At 70.8% G+C, this 12,521-nt stretch carries 10 protein-coding genes; 5 read left to right on the forward strand and 5 right to left on the reverse strand.

Features of this window, described 5'->3' with window-relative positions; translation table 11 throughout:
- Window positions 1-27: 27 nt before the first annotated feature.
- Entirely contained in the window at window positions 28-936 is a 909-nt protein-coding gene (locus TU31_RS23205; protein WP_042157930.1) for an NADP-dependent oxidoreductase, read from the forward strand.
- A 65-nt stretch (window positions 937-1,001) separates the two neighbouring features.
- Window positions 1,002-1,955 (forward strand): NAD(P)-dependent alcohol dehydrogenase, encoded by a 954-nt coding sequence (locus tag TU31_RS23210; RefSeq protein WP_042157933.1) that lies wholly within the window; start codon window positions 1,002-1,004, stop codon window positions 1,953-1,955.
- 192 nt (window positions 1,956-2,147) lie between these two features.
- Here the strand turns inward: TU31_RS23210 and TU31_RS23215 are convergent, their stop codons facing one another.
- Window positions 2,148-3,011: a DUF4190 domain-containing protein gene (locus TU31_RS23215; protein ID WP_042157935.1), complete on the reverse strand. Its 864-nt coding sequence runs from the start codon at window positions 3,009-3,011 to the stop codon at window positions 2,148-2,150.
- A gap of 183 nt (window positions 3,012-3,194) precedes the next feature.
- Here TU31_RS23215 and TU31_RS23220 point away from each other — a divergent pair, with 183 nt between their 5' ends.
- Window positions 3,195-3,803 (forward strand): GOLPH3/VPS74 family protein, encoded by a 609-nt coding sequence (locus TU31_RS23220; RefSeq protein WP_042157937.1) that lies wholly within the window; start codon window positions 3,195-3,197, stop codon window positions 3,801-3,803.
- Window positions 3,804-3,848: 45 nt separating this feature from the next.
- Here the strand turns inward: TU31_RS23220 and TU31_RS23225 are convergent, their stop codons facing one another.
- Entirely contained in the window at window positions 3,849-5,261 is a 1,413-nt protein-coding gene (locus tag TU31_RS23225; protein ID WP_042157939.1) for an amino acid permease, read from the reverse strand.
- 335 nt (window positions 5,262-5,596) lie between these two features.
- On the opposite strand from TU31_RS23225, the gene TU31_RS23230 reads away from it, so the two are divergent.
- Complete coding sequence (locus TU31_RS23230; protein ID WP_245698647.1) at window positions 5,597-8,314, forward strand: type 1 periplasmic-binding domain-containing protein; 2,718 nt, start codon at window positions 5,597-5,599, stop codon at window positions 8,312-8,314.
- A 2-nt stretch (window positions 8,315-8,316) separates the two neighbouring features.
- On the opposite strand, the gene putP is transcribed toward TU31_RS23230, so the two are convergent.
- Together putP and TU31_RS23240 are read right to left on the reverse strand one after the other, a co-directional pair.
- The gene (gene putP, locus TU31_RS23235) at window positions 8,317-9,819 is read right to left on the reverse strand and encodes a sodium/proline symporter PutP (protein ID WP_245698649.1); all 1,503 of its coding nucleotides are present in this window, start codon (window positions 9,817-9,819) and stop codon (window positions 8,317-8,319) included.
- A 342-nt stretch (window positions 9,820-10,161) separates the two neighbouring features.
- Complete coding sequence (locus TU31_RS23240) at window positions 10,162-10,797, reverse strand: class I SAM-dependent methyltransferase (RefSeq protein ID WP_042157944.1); 636 nt, start codon at window positions 10,795-10,797, stop codon at window positions 10,162-10,164.
- Between the two features lie 255 nt (window positions 10,798-11,052).
- On the opposite strand from TU31_RS23240, the gene TU31_RS23245 reads away from it, so the two are divergent.
- The gene (locus tag TU31_RS23245) at window positions 11,053-11,469 is read left to right on the forward strand and encodes an Asp23/Gls24 family envelope stress response protein (RefSeq protein WP_042157947.1); all 417 of its coding nucleotides are present in this window, start codon (window positions 11,053-11,055) and stop codon (window positions 11,467-11,469) included.
- 40 nt (window positions 11,470-11,509) lie between these two features.
- On the opposite strand, the gene TU31_RS23250 is transcribed toward TU31_RS23245, so the two are convergent.
- On the reverse strand, window positions 11,510-12,520 hold the full coding sequence (locus TU31_RS23250; protein WP_370682755.1) for an SMP-30/gluconolactonase/LRE family protein: 1,011 nt from the start codon (window positions 12,518-12,520) through the stop codon (window positions 11,510-11,512).
- Between the last annotated feature and the right edge of the window lies 1 nt (window position 12,521).

Here is a 12,521-nt window from a genome sequence, read left to right on the forward strand (position 1 = left end):
CGATTACCCCTCTCCAGGAAGTGCCTGATGTCCACTGCCATCACCTTCACCGAGTACGGCGGGCCCGAGGTCCTCACGCTGTCCCGGGTCGCCACCCCCGAACCGGGGCCCGGCCAGGTCCGCATCCGCGTGCGGGCGGCCGCCGTCAACCCGATCGACCTGCGCATTCGCGCCGGGATCATGCGGGGCGTCTTCCCGGTCGTTTTCCCGATGGTTCCGGGCTGGGACGTGGCCGGCGTCGTCGACAAGGCCGGCGAGGGCGCCACCGCCTCGGTCGGCGATGAGGTCTTCGGTGTCGCCTCGGCCGGCGGCTACTGCCGGTACGCCGTGCTCGACCGGCCCTTCACCAAGCCCGCAGAGGTCTCGTTCGAGACCGCGGCCGCGATGGTCACGGTCGGCGAGGCCGCCTGCCGGGCGATCGGGCACCTCGGCGTGCGACCGGGGCAGACACTGCTCATCCACGGCGCCGGCGGCAGCGTGGGCAGTATCGCGGTGCAGGTGGCCGCCGCCCGCGGAATCACCGTGCTCGGTACCACCGCCGAGCGGGACATCGCCCGCGTCAACGGCCTCGGCGCCATCGCCGTGCCCTACGGCGAGGGCTGGGTGGAGCGGGTCAGGGCCGCCGCCCCGGGCGGTGTGGACGCCGTCTTCGACACCTCGGGGGCGGGCGTGCTCGCCGACTCCGTCGCCCTGGCCGGCGATGCGGGCCGGGTCATCACCATCGCCGACCCGTCCTTCGAGGAGCACGGCGTGCGGTTCACCGGCATGGATCCGGCCGACCGCCTCCCTGAGGCGCTGCCGGAGCTGGCCGATCTGATCGCCGCCGGCAAGCTCGACGTCCCCGTCTGGCGCGCCTACCCGCTCGCCGAGGCCGCCCGAGCCCACGCCGACATCGAAGCCCACCGCAACCAGGGCAAGGTCGTCCTCCTCCCCTGAGCGGTTGCCCGCCGCCCCCACAACCTCTACCGCACAGCTCAGCAAACCACCGATAGGAACGTGACATGAAGGCCGCTCAGTTCGCCGGTTACGGCGCACCGGATGTTCTGCACATCAACGAGGTGGACCGCCCCGCCCCCGGCAGGGGTGACGTCCTGATATCCGTCGAGGCATCAAGCGTGAACGGACTCGACACGATCGTGCGCGCGGGAGGGCTGCGGATCGTGACCGGGCGCCGGTTCCCGCTCGGCGTGGGGCTGGACTTCGCCGGTGTCGTCTCCGCGACCGGCGCCGACATCCAGCAGTACCAGGTCGGAGACCGCGTGTGGGGCACCGTGCAGCCGCTCAAGCGGCACAGTGTCGGCGCGGCCGCCGAATACGTCGTGGTCCCCGCGGACCGCATCGGGCCCGCACCGTCAGACATCTCGCCGGTGGAGACCGCGTCCCTGGTCGTCGCGGGAACGACGGCACTGCTCGCGCTGCGGGACACGCTGCACCTCACGAAGGGTGAACGCCTCCTGGTGCGCGGCGCCGCCGGCGGCGTCGGCACGGCCGCCGTGCAACTCGCCCACGCGATGGGCGGACACGTCACCGCGCTGTGCCGCGACCGCCATGCCGAGGCGCTGAGTGAGCTGGGAGCCGACGAGGTTCTCGACTACGGCACCACCACCCCGGACCAGCTCGGCCCCTTCGACGCCATCCTGGACACGGTCGGTTCGGACCTGAACTCCTACCGGCGCCGGCTGACGCGCGAGGGCAGGATGGCCACCATCGCCCTCTCGGCCTCCTCCATGGCCGCGATCGCCGCCTCCAGCGTCCACGGCCCCCGCCGCATCCGCACCCTGAGCTCCAACCCTGACACCGCACTGCTCCGCGACCTGGCCGCCTACGTGGCCTCCGGCGAACTGCGCCCGGTCATCGACAGCGTCCATCCACTGACGGACATCGCCTCGGCGCACCAGGCATTCGAGCGCGGCGGAGTGGTGGGCAAGCAGGTGGTGAGGGTGTCCGGGGAGTAGGCGGACGGGTTCGCGATCCCGGTCGTCTCCGGTCGTGCTCTCGCCGGCGCCCCCTGGTCAACGTTGCTGACGGGGCATCAATTGCCTTACCTGCCAGTGAGGTTACTCAGGGAGGTGGGGCGTCGGTCAGGCGTATCCGAGCGCGGGGCGGCCGGCTGCACAGGACACCCCGCGGTGGCTTCGAGGCACCCCTCAGCCGGTGGGCCCGCTCCAGTAAGCGTCCTTCCACTCCATGGCGTCGGGGCTGAACTCGACCTCGATTGTGTCGGCGGCGTCGGGCGGCAGGGAGAAGGCGTACTTGCCGATGGCCTCCTTGCCGGGGAGGACGTAGCCGGTGATGACCTTCTGGCGGCCGCTGCCGTCGATGAGCAGCTCAGCGGACGCCCCGTCGGCGTCGCTGACTTCGGGGAGGCCGGTGTCGACCTTGACCCGCTCGGTGCCGGTGTTGAGCACCTTCACGATGACCTGGACGGCCTTGTTGCCCTTGGCGTGACCGAGGACGTAGTCGTCCGGGGTGTACGGCTTCGGCTTGGCGACCGTGACCTTGAGCCCGTTCTCGAAGGTGTAGGACTCGCCGAAGGACAGGTGGCGGGCCTTCTCCGACGCCGAGGCGGAGGCCTTCACCTCCTTGACCTTGGCGCGCGCGTCGTCGGTGACCTTCTTCACCGCGGTGATGGTGAGAACGGCGCCGCCGGCCGCGGCCAGCAGGCCGACCCCGCCCAGGATCACACCGGCCAGTGCCATGCCCTTGTTCGTCGCCCGGCCGCGTCGTGCGTGGCTCAGTCCGACGGAGCCGAAGACCACGGCGAGCAGGGCCGGCAGCCAGGACATCCAGAACAGGATGATGAGCAGGCCGAGGACGAGGCCGACGATGCCGAGCACCAGGGCCGTGATGCCCATGCCGTTGCGGGCCTGCGGTGCCGCCAGGGGAGCCATCGGGTACGGCTCCCAGCGGGGAGGGGGCGTCGTTCCCGGCGGCGGCGGTCTCCACGGGTCGTGGTCGTCCGGTATCCGGTCACCGGGCTGCCGGCCGTCGGACGGAGGGGGCACGGTCATGCACAGTCCTCGAAGTAGATGAACTGGCGAGATTAGCAGTCGCTTTGGCCATTCATTACTGGATTTCGGACAGGTCCGGACAAGCCGTCGTGGGCGTGACCGGTGACCGGCCGGGGCGGTCGGCGGGCGAGCAGCCGTCCGACGCGCGACCATGGGACCGGAGACCGATCCAGGGAGCCCTCCATGACCACACCGCGGGACCTGCTGATCGTTGCCATGGACGCGGAGTCCGGTCGCGCTCTGGAGCGGGGTGACCTGTCACTCGCGCTCGCGGGAGCCGAACTGATCGATCTGCTGAGTGCTCAGGCCGTCCGGCTGGACGGTGAGCGGATCGTGCCGGGTTACCGGCCGACGCTCCCGGACCGCCTGTTGGACCAGGCCGCGTCGCTCGTCCAGCAGTCGCCGTACGAGTCGGTCGACGACTGGCTGTGGCGCCGGGGTCACGGCCTGGCGGCGGCCTATCTGAGCGCCCTGGAGGACGACGGGGAGGCCACCCGGGAACACCGTCGCTGGCGGCCCTTCGAGGCCGGGCAGACGGTGCTGGCCGATTCGCCCGCGCGCCGCCGGGCGATGGACCGCTGGACCTCGCGGGAGGCCGTCCTCACCGCCCTCGCGACAGCCGCCAGGATCAACGGCGCAGAGACCGGAGGCGAGCCGGCCGAGGTCGACGACGCGGTGTCCACCGTGCTCGCCGCCGTCCATGACGCGGTCACGGAGCTGGAGGCGGAGCGACAGCGCCGCGCCGTCGAGAAGGCCGCCTTCGACAACATCTGGCGGGGCGACGGCAGCTGATCGCCCCGCGTCGATGTGCCGCGCTCAGCTATCGACGCGACGCTCTCAGCTGCCGGCGGCGGCCCGTCGGTCGCGGCGCTGCTTGAGGTGTCCGGCGCCGGCCAGCGCCGCCACCACGACGGCCGTGCCGATGAGCTGCTGACGGCCGTCCGCACTGGCGGCCATGACGGCGAAGACACCGAGGATGGCGGCGAAGGTGAGCCAGGTCAGATAGGGGAACGCCCACATCCGCACCGAGAGCTGCTCGGGCGCCTCGCGCTCCAGGCGGCGGCGCATCTTCAGCTGGGTGAGGCAGACGATGGACCAGACGACCAGCACCGAGCAGCCGGCGATGTTCAGCAGCCAGGCGAACACGGTGGTCGGCCAGACGATCCCGGCGATCACGGCCGCGAAGCCGAACACACAGGACGCCAGGACCGCGGCCGCCGGCACGCCCCGGGTGACCTTGCCCAGGAAACGCGGGCCCTGGCCCCGGCTGACGAGCGAGTACGCCATGCGCGACGAGCCGTAGATATTGGCGTTCATCGCGGAGAGCAGGGCCACCAGCACCACGATCTGCATGATCGTGCCGGCCGCCGGGATGCCGAGCGTGTCGAGCACGGTGACGTACGGGCCGTCCTTGGCGACCTTCGGGTTGTTCCACGGCACCAGGGTGACGACCACGGCCATGGAGCCGATGTAGAAGACGGCGATGCGCCAGACGGCGGTGCGGACGGCGCGGGTCACGTTCCGGCTCGGGTTGTCGGACTCGGCCGCCGCGATGGTGACGGTCTCCAGACCGGCGAACCCGGAAATGGTGGTCAGCAGCCCGGCCGCGAGTCCGGCGACACCGGTCGGGAAGAAGCCGCCGTGGCCGGTGAGATGGCTGGTGCCGGGGGCGTCGCCGAACACCCCGAGAATGCCGAGCACGCCCAGCACCAGAAACGCGACGATCGTGGTGACCTTGATCGCGGAGAACCAGAACTCGAACTCGCCGAAGTTCTTGACCGCGGTCAGATTGCTGGCGCAGAAGAACACCATGAAGATCGCCACCCAGCCGTAGGCGGGGATGAACGACACCCAGGTGTGCATGATCGTGCCCGCCGCGGTGGCCTCGGCGGCCACACCGGCGCAGAGCATCAGCCAGTACATCCAGCCCGAGGTGGTCCCCGCCCAGGAGCCGACCTCCTCCTCGGCATGCACCGAGAACGAGCCGGTGGAGGGCCGGGCCGCGGACATCTCGCCGAGCATTCGCATGATCAGCATGACCAGCGCGCCGGTACCCATGAAGAGGAGGACGATGGCCGGCCCGGCCGCGGCGATGCCGACCCCGGAGCCTACGAAGAGCCCCGCGCCGATGACCCCGCCGAGGGCGATCATCGACAGATGGCGCTGCTTGAGGCCGTGCGACAACACGGACTCGGAGTTCTGCCCGGCCTCCGGGGAGTACTGGGGCGACCGGGTGTTTGTCCGACTCATGGTCGTGCCTGTTCATTGGTGGTGACGTTCGGTGAGCCTGACGAGTGTGGGGGGACGTGTTGCGCGTACGGCGTGAACGCCCGCTATGCGGACAGTTCACTTACCTGTGGTGAAGGGGTCGACACGGATTGAAGTGGGTCTGCTCTGCGGGAGGGGCCCTGGTGGCGGGGGAAGGGGGCAAGGGGACGAATTCCGCGAGGGGCTCATGTGATCGAATTCTTCGCGTGTGGAGATGAAGCGTTCCGGGGTTTGCCGCAGGGGCATTCGGATATGGTTCAAATCACTTGTGGGTGGGGTGACTTGAATTCGGGGGAATCATGACCGTGCCTTTGGGTGTGCCTGCGCAATTTCCTGACGACACCGGTGCCGACACGTTCGTCGCGCAGCTCCCCACGGCGGTGGCTCCCGCGGACCGCGCGTATCTGTCGACCAAGCCGCCGCTGTTCCTGCTACGGGTGCCGGGGCACGGCGAGGAGTACGACAGAAGGGTGCGCCGGGTCTTCGAGGCGTTACGGCAGCCGCTCGATGACAAGGGGAAACTCGTACAGCACGCCGCCCTGGAAGCCGGGGCCGCGGGTACCGGCCTGCTGGCCGCGGCGGCGGGGGAGCGGCTCGGATACGGGATTCCCCGGCACATGACCCCCGACTGCTTTCCGCAATTCTCGCTGCTCCGCGATGTGATCGCGGACGTGATGGGACACGGAGCCCGGGGCGGAGCGGCCGCCGGTGCCAAGGCGCTGCGTGACCGGGCCTATGCGCAGCGGGTGCAGCGGGGCGGGCTGCCGGCCGTTCTCTGGAGGCTCGGCGGCGGTGCGAACCCTCCGGCCGAAGGTCTCCACGGCTGGCTGCTCGGCATCCTCTGGACACCGCTCACCCAGACGTTCCCACGCTGGTGGTGGGCGCTCCGCAAGACCCGGGAGCTCGTCCGGCCGATGCGTCTTTCGCCGTTCCGACGCGCGCGGTGGCTCGGGGCCGAACTCCACGCCGAGCGCGGCAAGGAGAACCTCTTCCGGGTGCTGGACGACATGGCCCAGCGGCAGGTGCTGAGACTGGCGCTCGGCGATGCGCACCCCCAGCGGGAGGAGTCGCTCCAGCGGCTGGAGGATCTGCTGGTGCGGGCGCTGTTGGAGGACCTTCGGGTGCCGCAGCCCGGCAGGCTGCTGCCCAGGCGCAGGCGCCGCACCGCCCGGCCCGTGCTGCTGGTGGAGGTGCCCCCGGAGGGAACGCCGGGGGCGGAGCAGGCCGAGCGGTTCCTGCGCGCGTTCCACCGCGCGCGTGCCGCGGTGCAGCCGCCGGGGCCGCTGGTCATCGCGGTGGGCCGGCCCTCGGACGCGCTGCTGGCGGAGCTGGGCGGCCCGGCGGAGAGCAACCTCACGCAGGCCGGAATCCAGCTGACCCAGAAAGACGGCAGCCCGGTCCTGGTGACGTTCCGAGATGAGCCCCTGACGCGGCACGGCCTGCCCATTCCGCAGGTGAACCCGAAGACTTTCAGCACCAGTTGGCAGACCATGACCTCGCTGGTGACGGCCGGCGCGGTGGTATCCGCAGCCGTGCTCGGCGTATGGGTCGTCGGGGTGGTCCAGGGGCCGCCGGCCCATCCCTGCGTCGGCGGGGACGACTCCGTCGCCGCCTCCGCGCAGGCGGAGCCGGTCGGCGTCCGGCCCAAGGAGTGGTACGACGCCGCCACCGGTGCGATCCGCAAGGAGAACAAGCGGGCCGAGGCCCTCGCCGCGGCCGGCAGCACGGTCCGCACCGTGGTGGCCTTCGAGTCGAACCGGCCGACCACCGAGATCAACACCCGGTTCGACGGCAGCATCCCGGAACTGCGCGGTATCGCACTGTGGCAGCGGAGGCTGAACGACGAAGCCATTTCCGACGACACCCGGGTGCCGCTGCGAGTGGAAGTGCGCAGCGCCGGAGAGGAATTCCGGGACGCCGAGCAGGAAGCGCGCAAGCTGGTGGCGGAGCAGAACGCCGGCAGCCGTCGCAAGCCCTACGAGCAGGTCATCGGAGTCCTCGGGTACTCCCAGAGCAGGGACGAGACCCGGGCCGCCCTGAAGGTGCTCAGCGCGGCAGGCATCCCCACCGTGGGGACCACGGCCACCGCCGACGAGATGCTGGACGGGGACAACCAGAGCTACTGGCCCTTCGCACCGGCCAACAGCACGGAGTCCCGGATCGAGGCGGACTTCGCGAGCAAATCCGACATCGTGGCGCGGCGGAACGGGGAGGGCGGCTGCACGACGGCCGCACAGGCCGTCATCGTGCAGAGTCCGGCGGACCTGTACAGCAGAAGCCTGACCGGAAAGTTCAGCCACGACTTCCCGGGAAGTTCGCAGGTGATCAATTTCGCGCAGAACGGCGACTTCCGGCGGGCGCCCGCCGGCACCCCCCGGGTCTCCAGCGCCCATGACCTCGCGGAAACGGTGTGCCGCGCGCTGAAAGCACAGCCGGATTCCATGGTGTTCTGGTCCGCGCGAGCCCGTGACTTCATCGCCTTCATCAATGCGCTGAACGCCCAGGGGACCTGTATCGAGGACGACATCACGGTGTTGGGCGGCAATGAGCTGACGATGGTGGCGCAGACCGGCTCCTTCAGCGACAAACGCTGGCTGCGGCTCTACTACTCGTCACATCGGATGCCGGTCACGGACACCCGGGCCAGTGAGAAGACCCGGGAGTTCGTCGAGGTCTATGACCGTTTCGTGCGCGACACGACGCACGGCGCCGACCCCTGGCGCCAGGACGGCCATGCGGCGGTGGCGTACGACGCCTTCCATGTCCTCTCCCGGGCGGCCGATGTGACGTACCGCGACAAGCACGCCGACCGCCGGTCCATGCTGACCGCGCTCACCAGCGGGATGAGCTTCGACGGAGCGACCGGCTACGTCTCCTACCAGGCGGGCGCCAACGCGGCGCCGGCCGACAAGACGTTTGTGCTCCTGCGGCAGGGCGCCGAGGGGGCGGTCTCCGTGGTCGCCTGCGGTGCCTACCGGCAAGGTCTGACGACCCAGGGGCAGGCCCCGCCGTGCGCCGCCGAGGGGAAACACTGACCTCAGCCGACCGGAACCGTCGTGGCGTGCCTCCGCTCCATGGAGCCCGACCAGGTGCGCCGCGGCGGGCGGCCGACGAACTTGCCGAAGAGCAGCGCCGCCGCGGTGGCCGCGAGGACCCCTGGCACCATCTCGTAGATACCGGACTGGAGCGGCCCGAGGAGCGGGTCGATGTGCTTCCACAGGACGACGGTGGCCGCCCCCGTCAGGATCCCGGCCATCGCCCCGGCTCGTGTCATCCGCGGCCAGTAGAGCGACAGCAGGATCACCGGGCCGAAGGCCGCGCCGAAGCCCGCCCAGGCGTACGCGACGATGTCCAGCACGGCACCGCCGCTGAGTGCGATGACGTAGGCCACCAGGGCGACCACGACCACCGTCGCGCGCGCCGCCAGCACCATGGACGCGTCCGAGGCCTGGCGTTTGACGAACGCCCGGTAGAAGTCCTCGGTGAGCGCCATCGCGGAGACCAGCAGCTGGCTGTCCGCGGTGGACTTGATCGCGGCCAGCACACCGACCAGCAGGATGCCGGCGACCCAGGGATTGACCAACTGGGCGCACAGCGCGATGAAGACGGTCTCCGGGTTGTCCGGCGCCCGGTCGAGCGCGGCGATGCCCACCAGTCCCACGAGCGAGGCGCCCGCCAGACAGACGACCACCCAGCCCACGCCGATCCGGCGGGCCCGGGGTATCTCGCGGGTGCTGCGGATGCTCATGAAGCGGGCCAGGATGTGCGGCTGTCCGAAGTAGCCCAGGCCCCAGGCCAGTAGGGAGATCACCGCCACCGCGCCGAGCGGCCCACCGGACGTCCACCGGCTGCCGTCGAAGCCGGCCTCCGCCCCCATGTCCAGCAGGGCGGGGCTCTTGCGGGTGAGCGCTCCGTGCAGCGCGCCGAAGCCGCCCAGCGTCGCGATGGCGATCGCGGGGAGTGCCACTGCCGCGCAGAACATCACCGTGGCCTGGATCGAGTGCGTCACACTCACCGCACGGAAGCCGCCCAGGACGGTGTAGACGACGATCACCACGGCGAAGACGGTGAGTGCGAACTCGAAGCCGCCGCCGAAGATGCCCTCGAACAGCACGCCCCCGGCCAGGAGTCCGCTCGCCACGTACACGGTGAAGAACACCACGGTGACGGTCGCCGAGACCAGGCGCAGCATTCTGCTGCCGTCCTCGAACCGTTCCTCCAGATACGCCGAGAGCGTCTTGGCGTCGCCGGCCAGCTCGGTGTACGTACGCAGCCGCGGCGCGACCAGAAGCCAGTTGAGATAGGTGCCGATGGCCAGGCCGACGGCGATCCACGAGGCGCCGATCCCCGCCGCGTACACCGCGCCCGGCAGTCCCAGGAACAGCCAGCCGGACATATCACTGGCGCCCGCGGACAGCGCCGCCAGCGGTGCACTCAGCCGGCGCCCGCCCAGTGCGAAGTCGGAGAACGTCACGGTGTCCTGATACGTCCAGATGCCCACGGTCACCATGGCGAGCAGGAAGATCCCGAATGTGATCATGACGGGTACGATCAGGGGTGTCACCATTGCTCCCTAGCTGCTGGCACTGCCATCGATGGCACGGGCGCCCGGGGGAGATCTCGTGCGGAGATCCCGGGGCGAGAAGGCTCCGGCGCGAGCAGACGATACGGATCTGCCACCGGGAGCGGCACCCTTTTGACAGATGTCCTTGGCGACCGCAAGCCCCCGCCGCCCCCGGTCCCGGCAGGCCCGGGGCGGAACCGGGGCCAGGACCTTATCGCGGGGACCGGACCCGGGCGGTGGTCAACACCCCTACATCGCATGGGACTTGGCGCATTCCGATGGGGTGCGGATCACTCGCCGGGGTCGGTGCGGCAGGTGTCAGGCGGTCCGGCGGCGGAGCTTCACGGTGTTGTCGGTGCGGGGGTCGGGCTTTCCGTCGTGGCCGGTCCGGAAGCTCGGGTGTTCCTCGCAGCGCAGCAGGTCCCACTCCCCGTCCGGGAGGCCGAGGTCCGCGACGACTTCCTCCGGAGTGGGCAGAGGTACAGCGGAGTCGGGCTCCCAGGCGGGCAGTCCCGCATGGCCGACGATGAGCAGCACACCGCCGGGGGCGACCGCGGCGGCGGCCTTCCGCAGGATGTCCTCGCGCGGCATGGCGTCGCTGGGGGAATGCAGGAATTGGGCCGTGACGAGATCGAAGGTGCCCGCCGGGAACGTCGCACTGAGATCGTGTCGCTGCCAGGTGATGCGGTCGGCGACCGCGGTCGCCGCCGCGTGCCCGGCCGCCCGGCCGAGGGCGACCCCGGAGATGTCGACGGCGGTGACCTCCCAGCCCCGCTCGGCGAGCCAGATCGCGTCCGCCCCTTCCCCGCATCCCAGGTCCAGTGCGCTGCCCGGGGCGAGGTCGCCGGCCTCCCGGACCAGGGCGGAGTTGGGGCGGCCGCTCCACATCCGGTCGCTCTGGGCGTAGCGGGTGTCCCAGTACTCCTCGTCCGGGACGGTGACGTCATGGGTCATGAGAGTCCTCCTCGGTCCGTGCTCCTCGGTGAGGTGCGGCAGCGCCGTTTCCGTGGCCTGCCCCCCTTGCCGGGATGCTCCGCCCGGATCGGCGAAAATGACAAGCTTCCTTGCCGTCTCGGCAAACGAAGGGAAAGGTGCCACCTGGGGCTCTGGCCGTCGCGGCCGTTTTCGGGAGGCAGCGTCACCCGTACGGCCATAGCGTGAAGAGAGGGCCGAAGACTTCCCCTCGATGGAGCACTGGGGTGATGCGCAATGACCGAGTTCGCAGAGCGCGGGTCGCGGAACACCGGGAGCCTGGGGCGGACGACCATCGCCGATGGTGTGGTCGCGAAGATCGCCTTCCTGGCGGCCGGTGATGTGGCAGGAGTCCATGCCCTGGGCAGCGGGCTCTCGCGGTCGGTGGGAGCCCTACGCAAACGCGTACCCGGGGGCGGCACGACCACCCCGCACGGTGTCAAGGTCGAAGTCGGCGAGAAACAGGCGGCGGTGGACCTGGACATCGTCGTCGAGTACGGCGAGGTCATCCCCGATGTGGGGCAGGCGGTGCGGGAGAACGTGATCTCCGCGGTGGAGCGGATGGCCGGCCTCGAAGTCGTGGAGGTCAATATCGCGGTCAGCGATGTGCGGCTCCCCGAGGAGGAGGAAGCCGAAACGGAACGGGTGGTGTAGCGGCACGGTCCGCGCAGGCGGGCACGGTGCGTCCGGCGGGTCAGCGCCCGGGGGACGAGCCGTCCGCGCCGGGGAACGCGCAGACGGCGATGCCCCGTTCCGCGACGCTGCCCAGGGCCAGGAAATGGTCCGTCCGGCAGACACTGGTGACCATCCGGTACGGAGACCGCACGGCGCGCAGATCCCCGGCCGCGCCGCCGTCGGGTCGGACCGCCAGCACCCGCGCCGTCGGGTGCGGCGGCATCGAGAGCCGCAGCCGCTTCAGCACCTCCCAGACCGACCGACGGACCCCGCGCGGCATACCGTGCAGCAACTCCACACCGGCTGACCGCGGTCGCGCCAGGGCCACCCAGAACGCGCCGTCGGGACCGAGGGAGATGTTGTCGGGGTAGCCGGGAAGCCCGTCGGCCAGGGTGTCGGCGGTGCCGGCCCGGGGGCCGGTGAGCCGGTAGCGGCTCAGGCGGCGGGCCCCGCTCTCGGCCACGACCAGAAAGGACTCGTCCGGGGCCAGGGCCACGCCATTGGCGAACTGAAGCCCGTCCAGCAGGACTTCGGGGGAGCCGCCGGGCCGCAGGCGCAGCAGCTGACCGGTTCCGGTGTGCTCCAGGAAGTCGCCCAGCCACTCGTCGAGACCGTAGCGACGGCTGGAGACGGTGAAGTAGACCGTGCCGTCCGCCGCGGCGGTGACATTGCTGGCGAACCGCAGGGGCCGGCCGGCCACCTCGTCGGCGAGCACCCGGACGGTCCCGGGCCGCGGGTCGACGCACAGCAGACCGCGCCGGGCGTCACAGACCAGCAGCTCACCGCCGGGCAGGGGGTGCAGGCCGAGCGGTCTGCCACCCGTGTGTGCCACCGCCGTTGCCTCGTCCGCCGCACCCGACGCCGAGAGGCGCAGCCGCCAGATCGCACCGTCCGCGGCCCCCGCGAAGAGGGTGCCGTCGGCATCGGCCACCACGTCCTCGGGGCCGTCGATCCCGGGCGCGACGATACGCAGCGCCGGCAGTGTCCGCGGGCCGCCCCGTCCGGCGCCGTCCGTGAGCTGCACGTTCACC

This window comes from Streptomyces lydicamycinicus (genome assembly GCF_000829715.2).
Lineage (GTDB): Bacteria > Actinomycetota > Actinomycetes > Streptomycetales > Streptomycetaceae > Streptomyces > Streptomyces lydicamycinicus.